The sequence below is a fragment of the Acidimangrovimonas pyrenivorans genome (assembly GCF_042643245.1).
GTDB classification, from domain to species: Bacteria; Pseudomonadota; Alphaproteobacteria; order Rhodobacterales; family Rhodobacteraceae; genus Acidimangrovimonas; species Acidimangrovimonas pyrenivorans.
In genome coordinates this window covers 158,902-176,157 of sequence record NZ_JBHRSK010000010.1, presented here as the reverse complement: position 1 = coordinate 176,157, position 17,256 = coordinate 158,902, and the positions used below count along the sequence as shown (strand labels likewise).

At 69.1% G+C, this 17,256-nt stretch carries 16 protein-coding genes and 1 pseudogene; 7 read left to right on the top strand and 10 right to left on the bottom strand.

The window, feature by feature from the left end; genetic code table 11:
* Window positions 1–316: 316 nt before the first annotated feature.
* Window positions 317–1,886 (bottom strand): annotated as a pseudogene (locus ACFOES_RS14000) (amidohydrolase).
* A gap of 35 nt (window positions 1,887–1,921) precedes the next feature.
* Window positions 1,922–2,899, bottom strand: a complete 978-nt coding sequence (gene speB / locus ACFOES_RS13995; RefSeq protein WP_377833920.1) for an agmatinase — start codon at window positions 2,897–2,899, stop codon at window positions 1,922–1,924.
* A gap of 287 nt (window positions 2,900–3,186) precedes the next feature.
* Here speB and ACFOES_RS13990 point away from each other — a divergent pair, with 287 nt between their 5' ends.
* The gene (locus ACFOES_RS13990) at window positions 3,187–3,552 is read left to right on the top strand and encodes a bactofilin family protein (protein WP_377833919.1); all 366 of its coding nucleotides are present in this window, start codon (window positions 3,187–3,189) and stop codon (window positions 3,550–3,552) included.
* Here the strand turns inward: ACFOES_RS13990 and ACFOES_RS13985 are convergent.
* The 3 genes from ACFOES_RS13985 to ACFOES_RS13975 all read right to left on the bottom strand — a co-directional run bounded on the left by ACFOES_RS13985 (window position 3,530) and on the right by ACFOES_RS13975 (window position 5,931).
* Window positions 3,530–4,213: an aminotransferase class IV family protein gene (locus tag ACFOES_RS13985; protein WP_377833918.1), complete on the bottom strand. Its 684-nt coding sequence runs from the start codon at window positions 4,211–4,213 to the stop codon at window positions 3,530–3,532. The two genes, ACFOES_RS13990 and ACFOES_RS13985, sit on opposite strands and share 23 nt — an antisense overlap.
* Window positions 4,174–5,319 (bottom strand): aminodeoxychorismate synthase component I, encoded by a 1,146-nt coding sequence (locus tag ACFOES_RS13980; RefSeq protein ID WP_377833917.1) that lies wholly within the window; start codon window positions 5,317–5,319, stop codon window positions 4,174–4,176. The genes ACFOES_RS13985 and ACFOES_RS13980 overlap by 40 nt, the downstream gene beginning before the upstream one ends.
* 180 nt (window positions 5,320–5,499) lie before the next feature.
* On the bottom strand, window positions 5,500–5,931 hold the full coding sequence (locus tag ACFOES_RS13975) for a PaaI family thioesterase (protein WP_377833916.1): 432 nt from the start codon (window positions 5,929–5,931) through the stop codon (window positions 5,500–5,502).
* A 58-nt stretch (window positions 5,932–5,989) separates the two neighbouring features.
* Between ACFOES_RS13975 and ACFOES_RS13970 the strand changes: the two genes are divergently transcribed.
* On the top strand, window positions 5,990–6,781 hold the full coding sequence (locus ACFOES_RS13970) for an enoyl-CoA hydratase (RefSeq protein WP_377833915.1): 792 nt from the start codon (window positions 5,990–5,992) through the stop codon (window positions 6,779–6,781).
* 67 nt (window positions 6,782–6,848) lie between these two features.
* On the opposite strand, the gene ACFOES_RS13965 is transcribed toward ACFOES_RS13970, so the two are convergent.
* The 3 genes from ACFOES_RS13965 to ACFOES_RS13955 form a co-directional block, all read right to left on the bottom strand.
* Window positions 6,849–7,646, bottom strand: coding sequence for an ATP-binding cassette domain-containing protein (locus ACFOES_RS13965; RefSeq protein ID WP_377833914.1), 798 nt, complete (start codon window positions 7,644–7,646; stop codon window positions 6,849–6,851).
* Window positions 7,643–8,725, bottom strand: a complete 1,083-nt coding sequence (locus ACFOES_RS13960; RefSeq protein WP_377833913.1) for an ABC transporter permease — start codon at window positions 8,723–8,725, stop codon at window positions 7,643–7,645. Before ACFOES_RS13960 ends, ACFOES_RS13965 begins: the two co-directional genes overlap by 4 nt.
* A gap of 132 nt (window positions 8,726–8,857) precedes the next feature.
* Complete coding sequence (locus ACFOES_RS13955) at window positions 8,858–9,886, bottom strand: sugar ABC transporter substrate-binding protein (RefSeq protein ID WP_377833911.1); 1,029 nt, start codon at window positions 9,884–9,886, stop codon at window positions 8,858–8,860.
* A gap of 213 nt (window positions 9,887–10,099) precedes the next feature.
* Between ACFOES_RS13955 and ACFOES_RS13950 the strand changes: the two genes are divergently transcribed.
* Window positions 10,100–11,308: an ROK family transcriptional regulator gene (locus tag ACFOES_RS13950; RefSeq protein ID WP_377833910.1), complete on the top strand. Its 1,209-nt coding sequence runs from the start codon at window positions 10,100–10,102 to the stop codon at window positions 11,306–11,308.
* A gap of 12 nt (window positions 11,309–11,320) precedes the next feature.
* Window positions 11,321–12,244, top strand: a complete 924-nt coding sequence (locus tag ACFOES_RS13945) for a carbohydrate kinase family protein (protein ID WP_377833909.1) — start codon at window positions 11,321–11,323, stop codon at window positions 12,242–12,244.
* An 87-nt stretch (window positions 12,245–12,331) separates the two neighbouring features.
* On the opposite strand, the gene ACFOES_RS13940 is transcribed toward ACFOES_RS13945, so the two are convergent.
* On the bottom strand, window positions 12,332–12,763 hold the full coding sequence (locus ACFOES_RS13940) for a SufE family protein (RefSeq protein ID WP_377833908.1): 432 nt from the start codon (window positions 12,761–12,763) through the stop codon (window positions 12,332–12,334).
* Window positions 12,764–12,906: 143 nt separating this feature from the next.
* Between ACFOES_RS13940 and ACFOES_RS13935 the strand changes: the two genes are divergently transcribed.
* On the top strand, window positions 12,907–13,386 hold the full coding sequence (locus tag ACFOES_RS13935; RefSeq protein ID WP_377833907.1) for a hypothetical protein: 480 nt from the start codon (window positions 12,907–12,909) through the stop codon (window positions 13,384–13,386).
* Between the two features lie 32 nt (window positions 13,387–13,418).
* Window positions 13,419–13,859, top strand: coding sequence for a type II 3-dehydroquinate dehydratase (gene aroQ / locus ACFOES_RS13930; protein ID WP_377833906.1), 441 nt, complete (start codon window positions 13,419–13,421; stop codon window positions 13,857–13,859).
* A 312-nt stretch (window positions 13,860–14,171) separates the two neighbouring features.
* Here the strand turns inward: aroQ and ACFOES_RS13925 are convergent, their stop codons facing one another.
* On the bottom strand, window positions 14,172–14,759 hold the full coding sequence (locus tag ACFOES_RS13925; protein ID WP_377833905.1) for an acyl-homoserine-lactone synthase: 588 nt from the start codon (window positions 14,757–14,759) through the stop codon (window positions 14,172–14,174).
* Between the two features lie 1,021 nt (window positions 14,760–15,780).
* On the opposite strand from ACFOES_RS13925, the gene ACFOES_RS13920 reads away from it, so the two are divergent.
* Window positions 15,781–17,232: a sensor histidine kinase gene (locus ACFOES_RS13920; protein WP_377833904.1), complete on the top strand. Its 1,452-nt coding sequence runs from the start codon at window positions 15,781–15,783 to the stop codon at window positions 17,230–17,232.
* Window positions 17,233–17,256 lie beyond the last annotated feature (24 nt).

Genomic DNA, 17,256 nt, shown 5'->3' with positions numbered 1-17,256 from the left:
GTGAGGCGGTATTTACGGATCAGGCCGGGGGGCTGCAAGGGGAAAAATCGTTCAACGTGACGTTTTTTTGTCAGGCCCTGCATTTATTGGACTTTTTATCGGGCAGAGTGTGAATCCGGCCCCCTGCCCCGGCCGTCGGAAACGCCCGCGCGGGCGTTCAGCCTGTGGATAACCTGTTGATAAGTCCGGATTTGGCCTCTGCGAGGCCGAGTCACCCCGGAATCGGGGCCGGGTCACCGGGCCCGGCCGGGCCGATTCCGGTGCGATTCCGCGAAAAAACCCTGGGACGGCCCGACTCGGCCGCCCCGATCCCGTCTCAGGCCGCGAATCCGGCGCCCCGATGGGTGACGGCACCGCTACAGATGGTCAGCGCGATGCCCATGGCGCCGATGGTCTCGGGCGCCGCCGTCTCGATATCGCCGCCCAGCAGCACGAGATCGGCCAGCAGCCCCGGCGCGATGCGGCCGACGCGGTGCTCGGCATGGGCGGCCCAGGCGCCGGTGCTGGTATAGGCGGCCAGCACCGCCGGCAGCATGACGCAGCACCGAGACATCGGTGACCGGCCAGTCCGAGGCGAAGGCGACCGGCGCGCCGGCCTCGGCCAGGGTCCGGGTCAGGTAAGCGTCGCGCCAGCGGGCCCGACCGATCCGGTCCATTGTCGGCCGCAGCCCGAACGCCATCGCCCCGGGCGGATGCGAGGGCTGGACCGAGGCGACGATGCCCAGCGCCCCCAGCCGGGGAACATCGGCCCGGTCGATCAGTTCGATATGCTCGATGCGATGGCGGCTGTCGCGCGCACCGTTGGCCCGGCGCGCCGCCTCGTAGCCGTCGATGGTGGTCCGCACCGCGCCGTCGCCGATGGCGTGGACGGCGATCTGCATGCCGCGGCGGTCGACCTCGGTCGCGATCTCGGCGAAGCGGTCCGGCGCGAAGAGAGGTTCACCGCGATGGCCGGGCCGGTCGGGATAGTCGTTGAGCATGTAGGCGGTGCCGCTGTCGATGACGCCATCCATGAACATCTTGACGAAATTGCAGCTCAGCCAGTCGTCGTCGAAATCCCGGGTCATCGCCGCGGCGCGTTCCAGTTCCGACAGCTCCATGTGCGGCTTGAAGTGGAACGGCACCTTGACCCGCGCGGTCAGCCCACCTTCGCGCTGCAGCCCGCGCAGGAGCTCGAGCGTGTAACGGTTGCCGTCCATGTTCACCATCGAGGTGATGCCGTGGGCCGCGCAATGGGCCAGGCCGCGCGCCGCCTTGGCGCGGTCGATGGCCCGGGCGGCGTCGTCGGGCCACGGGTCAGGCTCGCCCCCGGTGGCGATGCCGAGACTGAGCCGCGCCTCGCCGCCGAGCGCGATCACCGGCGCGAAAGCCTCGAACTCGCGCAGCTCGCCGGTCGCGGTGCCGTCCGCGCCCATCACCACCTCGTGGCCATGCGGCGTCTGCGCCCCGTGCAGCAGCCCGGCGGCCCTGAGCGCGGCGGTATTGGCCCAGACGGTGTGGTGATCGTGGGCGCCGATGGCGACCGGCCGGTCGGCGATGACCGCGTCGAGGTCGTGGCGCGTCATCGGCCGGCCGAGCATGGCATAGTCGCCGCCCTGCGCCATCAGCAGCGGCCGGTCGGGATGGGCCTCGGCGAAGCTGCGGAAGGCGCGGGCGATGGCGTCATGGCCCGCGACACCGCCAAGCTGGAGATGGGCCAGTTCCATGCCGCCGATCAGCAGGTGGAGGTGGCTTTCGACGAAGCCGGGCAGCAGCGTCCGCCCGCCGGCCTCGACGATCCGCGTCTGCGGCCCGGCCAGCGCCTCGATGGTGGCGCGGCTGCCGACGGCGGTGATGCGGCCGCCGCTCACCGCCACCGCCTCGGCGCGGGGCCGGCCCGGCTCCATGGTCAGGACCCGGGCATTGGTGACGATGAGGTCGGTCACCCGTGGCGCTCGGCCAGCATCCCGGCGACGTTGCACAGGATCTCGAACATGATCGAGACCCCGAGATAGGCGGTGCCGCCGGAATTGTCGAAGGGCGGCGAGACCTCGACGAGGTCGGCGCCGACGATGTTCACCCCCTTGAGCAGCCGGGCCACGAGCAGCGCCTGCCAGCTGTTCGGACCGCCGATCTCGGGCGTGCCGGTGCCGGGGGCGAAGGCCGGGTCGACGAAGTCGATGTCGTAGCTGACATAGGTCGGGGCGGCGCCGACGATCTCGCGCGCCTCGGCCATCACGTCCTCGGGGCCGCGGGCGTGGAATTCCTCGATCGGGATGATGCGGATGCCGACGCTGTCGGCGAAATCGCGGTCCTCGCGGTCGTAGGTGGTGCCGCGGATGCCGATCTGCACCACTTTCTTCGGGTCGAGCAGCTCTTCCTCGACGGCGCGGCGGAAGGGTGTGCCATGGGTATACATGGTGCCGCCGAAATAGCTGTGGAACAGGTCGGTATGGCTGTCGAAATGGATCATGCCGACCGGCCCGTCCTCCTCGGCCACCGCGCGCAGGATCGGCAGGGAGCAGAGATGGTCGCCGCCGGCGGTCAGCGGGATCACCCCGGCGCGGATCACCCGGCGGTAGAAGTCGGTGATCCGGGTCATGCTGTCCTGCAGGTCGGCCGGGTTGGGCGGCACGTCGCCGAGATCGGCGCAATGGACCATCTCGAAGGGCCGGACGCCGGTGGCGCCGTTCTCGGCCCGGATCATGGTCGAGGCGTCGCGCAGCTGCCGCGGCCCGTGGCGCGGGCCGGGGCGGTTGGTGGTGCCGCTGTCCCAGGGCGTGCCGATCAGGCCGACATCGACCTGCGTCAGCCGCGCGTCGTCGAGCCCGACATGGGGCAGGCGCATGAAGGTCGGCACGCCGGCGAAACGCGGCAGGTCGAAGCCGGAGACCGGGTGGAAGAAGGGATCGCTTTTCATTCGGGTCTTTCCTGTCAGGCAATGGGCCGCTCGGCGCGGTCTGGCCCCAAGTGTTAGGCACAAGCGCGACGCGGGGGAAGCCCCGGCGACGTAAGGCCGCCCCTCCCCGGCCGATGCGCCCTGCCGGCGCGGGGCGACAGGACGGCAGGGCGCGGCCGAAATTCCCGCGCCCGGGCGCGAGGGCTTGACCCCGCCACCGGCTTTCGCGTCTAAATCCGCGCTAGAGGCACCGGCGACGTCCCCCGACACGGGCACCCGGCCGGCGCGGCCAGCACAGGAGACACGCGATGCTGACGAAGAGCGGCGAAACCACCTCGCACGGGACAGAGGACGGCGGGCGCGGCCGCTCGCGGCTGTCGCAGGACCTGCAGATCACTGGCAATCTCAAGTCCAGCGGCACCATCGAGGTGCTGGGCGAGGTCAAGGGCGACATCGAGGCCGGCAAGCTGGTGATCGGCTCCGACGGCACCGTGACCGGCAAGGTCCGGGCCGAGACGGTCGAGGTGATGGGCACGCTGGACGGCTCGGCCTCCTGCGTCGGCTTCACCCTGCGCTCGACGGCCAGGGCCACTGCGCAGGTGACCTACGAGTCGCTGGTGATCGAGAACGGCGCCCGGATCGAGGGCAAGTTCAAGCTCGGCAAGAAGGGCTGAGCGCCGCCCCGGCCGGCGACCGGAGCAGTTCGGCCGGGATCAGCCCGCGCAGGGCATTGCCGACGAAAAGCGGGCCGCTCAGGTCGCCCGGCGTCAGCGGCGCCTCGACCGCCCTGCCCTGTTCGATCAGCTCGGCCCGCAGGACGCCCGGCAACAGCCCGGCCGACAGCGGCGGCGTCAGCAGCCGACCGTCGCGTTCGACGAAAAGACTGGTGATCGTGCCCTCGCACAGCGCCCCGTCGCGATTGGCGAAGACGACCTCGTCGACACCCTCCGGCATCTCCATCCGCACCCGGTCGTAAAGCGCCCGCCGCGTCGTCTTGTGGCGCAGCCAGGGGTCGGCGGCGTCGAGCCGGGTCTCCGACAGCGCGATCCGCCAGCGCCGCGGCGCCGGCCCGAGCGGCGTCGTGGTCAGCGCCAGCCCCCCGTCCGCCGCCAGCGTCAGCCGCAGCCGCAGCGGCGCCGGGCCAGAAACCCCGGCCAGCCGCGCCCGCGCCGCCGCCCGGTCGAAGCGAAACCCGAGGGCCCGCGCGCTGCACTGCATGCGGTCGAGATGCCTCTCGACCCGCGCCGGGCCGGTCCCGGGGGCATAGCCCAGGGTCTCGATGATCTCGACGCCTCTCAGTGCGCGGGGACCAAGCTTGCGAAACGGCTCTTCCACAATGCCTCCTCGTATTCCGATGCCGCGGTGCTGTCGTGGACGACGCCGCCGCCGACATTGAGCCGCAGCGCGCCGTCTTTCGCCACCAGCGTCCGGATCGCGACGCTGAACTCCATCGCCCCGCCCGGCGCCATCCAGCCGATCGCGCCGCAATAGGCGCCGCGCGGGCTGTCCTCCAGTTCGGCGATGATCTCCATCGCCCGGATTTTCGGCGCCCCGGTGATCGAGCCGCAGGGGAACAGCGCCTCGAACAGCCGGGCGATCGGCTGCGGCCCGGCCAGATCGGCGGTGATGCGCGACACCATCTGGTGCACCGTGGCATAGCTCTCGACGGTGAACAGCTCGGGCACCTTGACGCTGCCCGGTCGCGACACCCGCGCGAGATCGTTGCGCAGCAGGTCGACGATCATCAGGTTCTCGGCCCGGTTCTTCTCGTCCCGGGCCAGGAACACCCGCCGCGCCGCGTCCTCGGCCGGATCGGCGCTGCGCGGCTGGGTGCCCTTCATCGGCCTCGTCTCGATCCGCCCCATCAGGTCGACGCGGAAGAACAGCTCGGGCGAGCGCGACAGCAGCACCGGCCCGCCCAGATCGACAAAGGCGCCATGGCCGACCGGCTGACCGGCGCGCAGGGCGTGGTAAAGGCCGAGCGGCGGCCCATCGAACCGGCCGCGCAGCGGGAAGGTCAGGTTGACCTGGTAGCAGTCGCCGGCGCCGATAAAGGCGTGGGCCTTGTCGAAGGCGGCGCGGTAGCGGCCGAAATCCCAGTCCGGCTCCAGCCGCCCGGCCTCGGCACTGCGGGCGAGATGCCCGGTGCGGGCGAGGTGGTCGGCCGCCGGGCGCGGCCCGTCGAACAGGCCGAACAGCAGCAGCGGCTCGGGCCGGTCCTCGGGCAGCAGCGGCCGCAGCCGCTCGGTCAGGACATGGCCGAGTTCGTAGCTGGCATAGCCCGCCGCCCATAGCCCCTGCGCCCGCGCCCGCTCGAGCGCGGCGAAGGCGGGGGCGACCTCCTCGGGCGTATCGGCCCGGACGATGCCGCGCGGGCGCGCGAACAGCGTGCCGGCGCCGAGCGGGCCGCGGTCGAACAGAACGCTGTGGTCCGGTGTCACTGGCAAGCCCTCCGCTGGATCGGGGAATGCGGCGCACCATCGCGATTCCGGCCGGCGGGACTTGTTCAATCGCGCTGCGATGGGGGCCGAATGCGACGTCGCGCTCTGGCAATCGCGTGATCGCGGCTCGGCGGCCCACCCCGCCGGACCGGGCGCCGCCCTCCTTTCCTCATCCCCGCCCTATTTCGGCGGGATCGAGTAGGTCATCGTCGCCCGCGCCACCGGCGCCTCGAGCCCGTCGGAATAGATCAGCACGTCGCCCACCGCCAGCACCCGGCCGAGCTTGAGCAACCGGGTCTCGGCGATCAGGTCGGTCGCCGCCGCCGGCTTGCGCATGAAATCCATCGAGCAATTGGTCGTCACCGCCAGCGCCTTGGGCCCGATCATCGACAGGATCACCAGGTAGACGGCGACATCGGCGAGCGAGAACATCGACGGCCCCGAAACGGTGCCGCCCGGCCGCAGGTGACGCTCGGCCACGTTGAGCCGCACCCGCAGCCGCATCGGCGCCACCTCCTCGACCGTGAAGTCGTCGCAGACCTGCGGAAACGCCTCTGCCAGGAACTCCGTCAGCGCCTCGACGCCCATCACATTGCCGGCCGGTTTCGTCATCCTCTTCCCCCCTTGCCCGTCGCGCCCTACAGTTCCGCCAAAGAGGAGGAATGGCAAGATGACGGACGAAATCCTGCTGCGCGAGGATCGGGGCGCGGTGGCGACCCTGACGATGAACCGCCCCGGCGCGCTCAACGCGCTGTCGGACGCGATGCTGGCGGCGCTGAAGGACGCCTTCGCGGCGCTGGAAGAGGACCGGAGCGTCAAGGCGGTGGTGCTGAAGGGCGCGGGCAAGGCGTTCTGCGCCGGCCACGATCTCAAGGAGATGCAGGCCGGGCGCCAGGCCGAGGATCACGGCCGGGCCTATTTCGCCGATCTCTTCGCCCGCTGCGCCTCGGTCATGCAGATGATCCCGCGCCTGCCCCAGCCGGTGATCGCCGCGCCGCATGGCATCGCCACGGCGGCCGGCTGCCAGCTGGTGGCCTCCTGCGACATGGCGGTGGCGGCCGAGGGCACGCGCTTCGGCGTCAACGGGGTGAATATCGGGCTGTTCTGCTCGACCCCGATGGTGGCGCTGTCGCGCAACGTGCCGCGCAAGCAGGCTTTCGAGATGCTGACCACGGGCCAGTTCATCGACACCGACAAGGCCGAGCGGATCGGGCTGATCAACCGTTCCGTGCCGCATGACGACCTCGACAACGCGGCGCTGGAGCTGGCCGAGACGGTGGCCGGCAAGCTGGGCGCGGCGGTCAAGATCGGCAAGCGCGCCTTCTACGACCAGATCGAGATGCCGCTGGCCCAGGCCTATGAGCACACGGCGGCGGTGATGGTCGAGAACATGCTGTGGCGCGACACCGACGAGGGCATCACCGCCTTCATCGAAAAGCGCAAGCCCGACTGGCAGAGCTGAGGCCGGCGCAAAGAACAGCAATCGCCGGGCGGAACAGAGGGACAGTGTCGCGCCCGAGATCCGACAGCTACGCCGCCACGGTCTCCGGCGGCGGCTCCGTCGCCCCGGTCATGAAAGCGACGGCGTCCGACATGGTGTAGTCGTCGGGCCGGATCGTGCACAGCCGCCGGCCCAGCCGGTGAACATGGATGCGGTCGGCGATCTCGAAGACATGGGGCATGTTGTGCGAGATCAGCACGATCGGCAGCCCCCGCGCCCGGACGTCCTGGATCAGCTCGAGCACCTTGCGCGATTCCTTCACCCCCAGCGCCGCCGTCGGCTCGTCGAGGATGACCACGCGCGAGCCGAAGGCGGCGGCCCTTGCCACGGCGACGCCCTGGCGCTGGCCGCCCGACAGGGTCTCGACCGCCTGGTTGATGTTCTGGATCGTCATCAGCCCGAGATCGTTGAGCTTCTCGCGCGCGATGCGCTGCATCTCCTTGTGGTCGAGCAGCCGCAGCCACTTGCCCATCGGCCCCTTGCGCCGGATCTCGCGGCCGATGAACATGTTGTCGGCGATCGACAGCGCCGGCGACAGGGCGAGGTTCTGGTAGACCGTCTCGATCCCCGCCGCCCGCGCCTCGAGCGGCGAGGTGAAGCGGAACGGCTTGCCGTCGAGATACATCTCGCCCTCGTCGACCGTGACCGCGCCCGACAGCGCCTTGATCAGCGAGGACTTGCCGGCGCCGTTATCGCCGATCACGGCGAGGATCTCGCCCGGGTAGAGGTCGAAATCGGCGCGGTCGAGGGCGGTCACCTTGCCGTAGCGCTTGACCAGCCCGCGCGCCTTGAGAACGGGTTCCGCTGCCTGGGACGCCTGGGTCATGCCGAAACCTTTCTGATCCACTGGTCGATGGCGACCGCGAGAATGATGAGCCAGCCGATGGCGAAGACCTGCCACAGCACGTCGACGCCGACGAGGCGCAGCCCGGACTGGAAGACGCCGACGATCAGCGCCCCGAACAGCGCACCGAGGATCGAGCCGCGGCCGCCGAAGAGCGAGATGCCGCCGATCACCACGGCGGTGATGGAATGCAGGTTGGCCTCGTAGAAGCTCTGCGGCGAAACCGAGCCGACCCGGCCGATCGAAGCCCAGGCGCCGATGGCGCAGACCAGCCCGGCGGCGCCGTAGACCGACAGCAGGGTGTGGTCGGCGCGGATGCCGGCCAGCTCGGCGGCCTCCTTGTCGTCGCCGACGGCATAGACGTGGCGGCCCCAGGCGGTCTTGTTGAGCAGGTACCACAGCACGACGAAGACCACGACCATCAGCACCGCGCCATAGGTGATGCGGGCGCTGCCGAAGGCCATCGTCGTGCCGAAGAACTTGAGCAGCGGCGCCTTGGCGTCGATATCCTGGCTGCGGATCGACTGGGCGCCGGAAAGCCACAGGTTGAGGGCGAAGAAGATGTTCCACGTCCCCAGCGTGACGATGAAGGGCGGCAGCTTGATCCGCGTCACCAGAAAACCGTTCATCAGCCCGGCGGCGACACCGCCGCCAAGGCTGATCCCGATGGCCAGCGGCGCCGGCACGCCGACATCCACCGCCAATGTCCCGGCAATCACCGACATCAGCACCATGATCGCGGCCACCGACAGGTCGATGCCGGCGGTCAGGATGACGAGGCTCTGGGCCGCGGCGAGGATGCCGATGATCGAGACCTGCTGCAGGATCAGCGACAGGTTGAAGGGCGAGAAGAACTTGCCCCCGGCAAGGAGGCCGAAGACGCCGATGCTGGCCAGCAGCACGATCACCGGCACCATGGTCGGGTTGCCGTGCAGGGCCGACTGGACCTTCTCCATCAGGCTCTTGTGGCCATGTTCGAAGGCGGCGACGCTGGCATCGCTCTGGTCGAGCGTCGCCTCGTAGTCCTGCCGCTTCCGGGTTGGGGTTGCCGCGTCGGTCATGACCGGGTCTCCGCTTCTGCTGGGATATCAGCCTAGCACATCTCCGCCCGCGGGCGGCAGTTCGGCAGCGTCACGGGACAGCCGCCCCGTGGGCAGGGCCCGGCCGCAACCGGGCCCCGGAAAACTACGGCCTCAGCCCCAGCACTCCTTCAGGCCCTTCTCGGCCGATTCCGACTTGAGGCCCTTCTCGGGCTGGTCGGTGATCAGCTTGACCCCGGTATTGTAGAAGTCGAGGCCGGGGGTGTTTTCCGGCTTCTTGCCGTTCTCGGCCCAGTCCTTGATCGCCGCGATACCCTTCGAGGCCATCAGCAGCGGGAACTGCATCGAGGTGGCGCCGATGATGCCTTCCTTGACGTTCTCGACCCCGGGGCAGCCGCCGTCGATCGAGACGATGGTCGCCTGCTTCGCCAGCCCGACGGCCTTGAGCGCCTCGTAGGCACCGGCGGCGGCGGGTTCGTTGATGGTATAGACGAGATTGATGCCCGGGTCCTTCTGGAGCAGGTTCTCCATCGCGGTCCGGCCGCCCTCTTCATTGCCGTTGGTGACGTCATGGCCGACGATGCGCGGGTCGGTCTCGTCGCCGATCTTCTTGGGATCCTTCACGTCGATGCCGAAGCCCTTCATGAAGCCCTGGTCGCGCAGGTAGTCGACCGAGACCTGCGACGGGTTGAGGTCGAGGAAGGCGATCTTGGCCGATTTCGCCTTGTCGCCCATCTTCTCCTTGGCCCATTGGCCGATCAGCTCGCCGGCCTTGAAGTTGTCGGTGGCGAAGGTGGCATCGGCGGTGTCGGCCGGCTCGAACGGGGTGTCGAGCGCGATCACCAGCAGGCCGGCCTTGCGCGCCTTGGTCACCACCGGCGCCAGCGCCCGGCTGTCGGACGGCGTGATCAGGATGCCCTTGGCGCCCGAGGCGATGCAGGTCTCGACCGCGGCGATCTGGGTCTGGACGTCGCCGTCGATCTTGCCGGCGAAGGTCTGCAGGTCGATGCCGTCGGCCTTGGCCGCCTTCTCGGCCCCCTCCTTCATCTTGACGAAGAACGGGTTGGTGTCGGTCTTGGTGATCAGGCAGGCGCCGATGCCCGCCTGGGCCGCCGTGCCCGCCATCAGCGCACCGGCCGCCGCCAGCCCCGCCCATTTCAAACTGCTGCGAAATCCGGTCATCGATAGCTCCTCCCATTCAAGCCGATCAGTCGCACTCCGCCCGCCTAGCCGGCCGCCGCCGGCCCCTCGGGCGCCTTCCTTCCGGCCAACACAAACCGAATCGCCCCCGGCTGTCAATAAATAACTCACTTTGATTTATTATTGACACACCCCCTCGAAAACCGGCAGGTTTTGGAATAAGTCACCCAGGACCCCACGACGAGACGGAGCCCGATGCGAAACCAGAGCGCGACCCTGAGCGCGGCCGGCGAGGCCCTGCGCGGCAGCCCCCAGAGCGGGCTGCGGGCCCAGAACGAGCGCCTGGTGCTGACCCTGATCCGCCAGAACGGCCCGCTGTCGAAGGCCGAGATCGCGCGGATCAGCGGCCTGTCGGCCCAGACCGTCTCGGTCATCATGCGCGCGCTCGAGGCCGACGGGGTGCTCGAGAAATGCGAGCCGGTGCGCGGCAAGGTCGGCCAGCCCCAGGTGCCGATGCGGTTGGCCCGCTCCGGCGCCTTCTTCTTCGGCCTCAAGGTCGGCCGGCGCAGCCTCGACCTGATCCTCACCGATTTCCTCGGCAAGGTGCTGAGCCGGGTCCACCTGACCCATCGCTACCCCACCCCGGACGGCGTGGTGCGCTTCGCCCACGACGCCATCGGCCAGCTGCGCGACCAGTTGACCCCGACCGAACAGGCCCGCATCGCCGGGCTCGGCATCGCGATCCCGTTCCGACTCTGGGACTGGGCCCGGCCGCTTGGGGTGCAGGAGGCCGACATGGCCGCCTGGCGCGACCGCGACATCCGGGCCGAGATCGCCGGCCAATGCGACTTCCCTGTCTACCTGCAGAACGACGCCTCGGCTGCCTGCGGCGCCGAGCTGGTCTTCGGCGCGACCGAGGACCTCCGCGATTTCCTCTATTTCTTCGTCGGCTTCTTCATCGGCGGCGGCGTGGTGCTGAACCGCACCCTCTGTACCGGGCGCAGCGGCAATGCCGGCGCCCTGGGCTCGATGCCGGTCGGCACCGGCAGCGGACGGCTGCGCCAGCTGGTCGACGTCGCCTCGCTGTCGGTGCTCGACAAGGCGGTGCAGGCGGCGGGCGGCAGCACCGAGGCGATGTGGGAGATGCCGCAGGGCTGGGACCTGCCCGAGCCGGTGCTGTCCGACTGGATCGAGGGCGCGGCGACCGGGCTCGCCCATGCCATCGCCGCCTCGGCCAGCGTGATCGACTTCGAGGCCGCGGTCATCGACGGCTGGCTGCCGCCCGAGCTGCGCGCCCGGCTGGTCGAGGCCACCGGCCGGCGGCTGGCGGCGCTGATCGTGCCCGGCATCGACCTGCCGCGGCTGCGTCCCGGCACCATCGGCAGCGACGCCCGCGCCCTCGGCGCCGCCAGCCTGCCGCTCTCCGACCGTTTCCTGCTCGACCAGAGCTGCCTGCTATCCTGAGAAAGGCCCGCGATGATCCTGTGCTGCGGCGAATCCCTGATCGACATGATCCCCCGCCCCTGCGACGGCGGCGCGACCGGCTTCGTGCCGCATTCCGGCGGCGCCGTGTTCAACACCGCCATCGCGCTCGGCCGCCTCGGCGCGCCCGCCGGGCTGTTGACCGGGCTCTCGACCGACCTTTTCGGCCGACAACTGGCAGAGACCCTGGCGGCCTCCGGGGTCTCGACCGCGCTGGCGATCACCAGCGACCGGCCGACGACGCTGGCCTTCGTCGAGCTGACCGAGGGCCAGGCGCGCTATACCTTCTATGACGAGAACACCGCCGGGCGAATGATCGCCGAGACCGAGCTGCCCGCCCTGCCCGAGGACGTCAGCGCCCTGTTCTTCGGCGGCATCAGCCTGATTTCCGAGCCTGCCGCCGACACCTACGCGGCGCTGGCGGCGCGCGGCGGCGATCGGGCGGTGATGCTCGACCCCAATATCCGCGCCGGCTTCGTCCGCGACGCCGAGCGCTACCGGGCGCGGCTGGCACGGATGATCGCGCTGGCCGATATCGTCAAGGTCTCGGACGAGGATCTCGACTGGCTCTATCCCGGCGACGCACCGCTGACGGACAAGCTGGCCCGGCTGCAGGCCGCGGGGCCGTCCGTGGCGATCCTGACCCGCGGCGCCAAGGGGGCCGTGGCGCTGCTGCCCTTCGGCGCGCAGGTCGAGGTGGCCTCGGCCCGGGCCACCGTCGTCGATACGGTCGGCGCCGGCGACACGTTCAATGCCGGGGTGCTGGCGAAGCTGTCGGAATTGGGGCTGCTGGGCAAGGCGGCGCTGGCAGAGCTGGCGGAAGAGCCGGCGCGCGACGCGCTGGCCTTCGGCGCCACGGTGGCGGCCGTCACGGTTGCCCGCGCCGGCGCCAACCCGCCCTGGCGCGAGGAGCTCTGAGCGGCCTGGCGCCATCGGCGCCGCGTGCGCGCCACGCCAGCTGCTGCTCCAAAGCGCCCCGCTCCGGCCGCGCCTCAACCTGCCGCTTCAGGCCGCCGCGGCGGTCTGGGCGGCGACGTCGCGGATCCGCTGCACCATCGCCCGCAGCCCGTTCGAGCGTTGCGAGGACAGGTGGTCGTTGAGCCCCAGCCGGCCCAGCTCGGCCGCCGCGTCGACCATGCCGACCTCTTCCACCGTCAGCCCGGAATAGAGCGCGTGCAGCACGGCGATCAGGCCGCGCACGATCATCGCGTCGCTCTCGCCCTGGAAGTCGAAACTGGCCTGCGGCCCCTCGCCCTCGATCCGCGGCAGGATCCAGACCTGGCTGGCGCAGCCGTCGACCTTGGTCGCGGGCACCCGGAACGCCTCGTCCAGCGGCGGCATCTCGCGCCCCAGCTCGATCACGTGGCGGTAGCGGTCCTCCCAGTCGTCGAGAAACTCGAAGGTTTCGGCGATCTCTTCGAATGCGGGCGTGGCCATCGGCGTCTCCTTTCCCCTTCCACCTAAGGCGCGGGGCGGCAAAGGTCCAGCCCGCAGCCCACCCCGCCCCGGCAGGCCGACGAGCGGCTTTTCAAAGCGACCGCTTTGGGCTACCCAAGGGCGATGAAGGATGAGGATCGGGCATGAGAAAATCGCTGGTTGCCGCCCTGAGCGCGGCTCTCTTCGTCAGCGCCTGCGGCGGCGGGTCGGGGTCGTCCCGGCTCAACCCCCTCACCTGGTTCGGCCCGCACGAGAAGAAGGCCGAGACGCTGACCCCCAAGGGCGGCTATCCGACCGCCACCGAGGACAACCGCGCGCTGGTCGACCGCGTCACCGCGCTGAAGGTCGAGCGCATGCCCGGCGGCGCCATCGTCCGCGCCACCGGCCTGCCGCCGACCCAGGGCTGGTGGGATGTCTCGCTGGTGGCCGAGAATGACGGCGAACCCAAGGACGGCGTGCTGACCTACCAGTTCCGGCTCTCGCCCCCGCGCGAGCAGACCCGGGTTTCGACCAAGGCCTCGCGCGAGGTCACCGCCGCCGCCTTCGTCACCGACCTGACGCTGTCCAAGCTGCACCGGATCGTGGTGGTCGGCGCCAATAACAGCCTGAGCGCGCGACGCTGACGCGGCGCGCCACAGCCCCGGGGGAGACCGGCATGAGCAGCGGCACGATCCTGGTCCTCAACGGGCCCAACCTGAACCTGCTGGGCCAGCGCCAGCCCGAGATCTACGGCGCAGAGACGCTGGCCGATGTCGAGGCCGCCTGCCGGACGCTGGCCGCGGAACTGGGCTTCGACCTCGCCTTCCGCCAGTCGAACCGCGAATACGAGCTGATCGACTGGATCCACGACGCGCGCGAGACGGCGCGGGCGATCGTCATCAACCCGGCGGCCTTCACCCATACCTCGGTGGCGATCCTCGACGCGCTCAACACCTTCGAGGGGCCGGTGATCGAGGTCCATATCTCGAACGTCCACCAGCGCGAGGCGTTCCGCCACCATTCCTATGTCTCGCAGCGGGCCGACGGCATCGTCGTCGGCTGCGGCACCCAGGGCTACGAACTGGCCCTGCAACGGGTGGCCCGACTGCTGGGCTGAGCCGCAGCGCCGGACCTCGCGGCCCCATGCAGCGGGCCTGTCCGCAGATCGCGCGGATCTGGACAAATTTCGAACACTACACGACAGAGGGCCGCGCCCTCCCGTCGCTCTGGAAGCACGCCTGCGGCGTGACGGGTGCGGCGTGACAGGGAGGCAGGGTGCGGCCCGGCGGGCTTCGCCCTTGGTTCCGGGCCATGGCTGCTCTTGTCGAAACTCCGCGAGACGCTCGAGAAAAGCCGGCCCGCCTCGACATCGGGACAAAGAAAAAGGGCGGGCCCCTGCCCGCCCCGCATTCCGCTTCCGCCCCGCCGCTCAGTGCAGGTTGGTGGACAGGTGCATCAGCGCCACCTGGGATTCACTGCCGTCGATATTCAGCACCGGGCCCGCCGGCTCGGCGTCCAGCCCCAGCCGCTTGATCCAGCGCGACCAGACCGCCGGCACCAGCCCGAGGATCTGCGTCGCCCCGAGCTTGCGCGCGGCGTTGATCATCTCGGTCATCAGGTCGTGCTGGACCTTCATCCGCAGCTTGGCGGGCACGTTGCGGGAGACGAACACGCGCGAGCTTTCCCAGATATGCGGCTCGACCGGGGCCTCGAAGTCGAGCAGGTTGCTGGGGATCGAGGGCAACAGCCCCCGCTGCGCGTCGCGGATCATGTAGGAATACATCCCGACCCGGGCCGTGGTCGGGGTCAGCCGGATCCCGGCCAACACCTCGCCGAACTCGTGCACCGCGATCCAGCGGCTTGCCGGCGTGTCGTACTGATCGAATTCCATCCCGTCCGCCTCGGGCAGGTCCCAGCGGTTCTGGACGATGAAGCTCTCCCGCCGCGCCCGCAGCAGATTGGTGAAGAGTTCTCCATGCGTGTGCATGTTCTGAAAAGATAGTGTCGTCGTTTCCATTCGTTGGCCCGCTACCTGTGGAACAGTTCGCCCGCCGCCCATGCCCGGCCCCTCCTCACGCGGATCGGGAATCCCGACCCGGCCGGCAACCTCGGCACCTTGCGATACTCTGCTCGATCAATACCTGCGACACCTCGAACCCGCGGGTCCGAAGCCGATGAACGCAACACGCACGAAACGCCACACACGATCCCAGCCGAAACGCCCCGGAGACGGCCACCCCTTGCCGGGCTCTTCTTCGCCACCCGAGACCACAGAGCACGTCACGCCAACTCGCACCACGTCGCGTCCACCTACCCCTGATTGCAAACATATTTTCGGCGCAAAGTGAAGGATTATGTCGAGAATGCGGCAGGTTATGGCCAGATTGTGGCCATTGCATCCCAGAAATGCCGCGCCGCAAAGGCGCCACCCGGGAGAACAAGCGCCTATTTGCCGGAATTTCCACTTAATTTCGCAAGTTTCCGCTAAGCGGCGCGATTCGACCGGATGCGGCGCGCAGTCACATTTCGGCCACAATCGATTCGTATCATCATTGCTGTCACAATGAGATGACCGCGGCGGCGGAGGCGCCGAATCGACATTGCTGCCGCTACGTCAGGCCCATAAGAGGCATTCTTGAGAAACGCACCTCGGGGCAGATTGGTATTGACACGAGGTCCCGGCGCGGGGGGCCGTCAGCACGCAAACGGGATTGTCGCGACGCGGCGCGCTGTCGTCGGTCACGGGGGCGCGGTGGCGCGCTGGCCGGCCGGACCGGCCTGAAACGATCCGCATCGCCGCCAGATTGCATCCTTACTTTCCGTTCGCCTTTTCCGCGTCACGAATTCATACTAATGACCAGATTTCGCCCCAGTTACACCGTTTCAACCTTCCTTAATGAAGGGCAATGTAATGCAGAGGTTGTATTGGGCGCCTTTGCCGATGCGTAAGGGTAAGGTGCGGTTTCGATGCAATACAGCCATGGACGAGGCAGCCCTCGGGCGACGCTAGGTGGGACAGACGCGGAAGGCGACCTGAGATGAGCAATCTCGCCCAGAAAATGAGGGACTTTGTCCAGAGCAGCCTCGTGCTGTTCTGGCAGCGCCAGGCGATGTTCGTCGGCGCCGCCGTGCTCGCGGGCTACTTCTACAACACCCAGCTTGCCATCACCTGCTACCTCGCCGCCCTTGCGACCGAGCTGTTCGACCTCGTGCTCGCCAAGTCGGTGATCCGCTGGCACGAGGCCGGCGGGGCCGGCAATGTCGAGCAGGAGAAGTACTACCTCAACCTGCTGACGCTGAGTTCGGTCTTCAGCGCGATGGCGGTGTCGCTCTTCACCATTCTCGTCGCGCGCGAGGAAGGCATCTCGAACCACTTCGCGCCGCTGTTCTTCCTGATCGCGGCCGGCCTGTTCGCGGCGATGAACAACCACCAGCTGCTGCGCGTGCTGGTGGCGCGGCTGATCATCTACGGCCTGGCGCTGATCTACATCCCGGCCCACGATCTCTGGGTCACCGGCGCCCCGCTCGATTCCGAGCTCTGGCTGCAATTCGGCACCCTGCTGCTGGTGCTCTACTTCATCGTCGACTGCTCGCGCGTCTACTTCAAGCTCTACCACCGCAACCTCGCCCAGATGACCGAGCTGCGGCAGGAGCGCGACCGGGCCGAACACGCCTACGAGGTCCAGTCGCAATTCGTCTCGATCGTCAGCCACGAGCTGCGCACGCCGCTGACCTCGATCAAGGGCGCGCTGGGACTGATCCAGAACGGCAGCCTCGGCGAGGTGTCGCCCCAGGTCGGCAAGCTGATCGGCACCGCCTACAAAAACAGCGACCGGCTGGCCGTGCTCATCAACGACCTGCTCGACCTGCAGAAGCTCGAGGCGGCGAAGATGAAGTTCAACATCACGACGCTCGACCTCGTCTCCCTGGTCCGGGACGCGGTGGAAGCGAACGAGAGCTACGGCAAGTCGCTCAACGTCACCTTCAACGCCCACCTGCCGCGCAAGCCCGTCTGGGTGCGCGGCGATCACGACCGCTTGATCCAGGTGATGTCGAACGTGCTGTCGAACTCCGCCAAGTTCTCGGCCGACAGCGACAAGGTCGACGTCACCCTGGAACTGCACGGCGGCAAGGCCCGGGTGTCGGTCCGCGACTATGGCGAGGGCATCCCGCCCGGCTCGAAGGACGTGGTCTTCGGCCGTTTCTCGCAGGTCGACCCCTCGGCCACCCGCAAGATCGGCGGCGCCGGCCTCGGCATGAGCATCACCCGCCAGATCCTGGACGCCCTCAACGGCAGCATCGACTACGAGAGCGAACCCGGCAAGGGCACGACCTTCTTCATCGATCTCGACCTGGCCGATCACGCCCCCAGCGCGGAGCCCGCGCCCTCGGCGACCGCAAGCGTCCCGGCCACGGCGAAAGCCGCCGTTGCCAAACGGGCCGGGAGCGAGGTGTCGGCGCATGGCCCGGCCCGGCGCTCCGTCGCCTGATCGCGTCGCCTGATCGCGTCACCT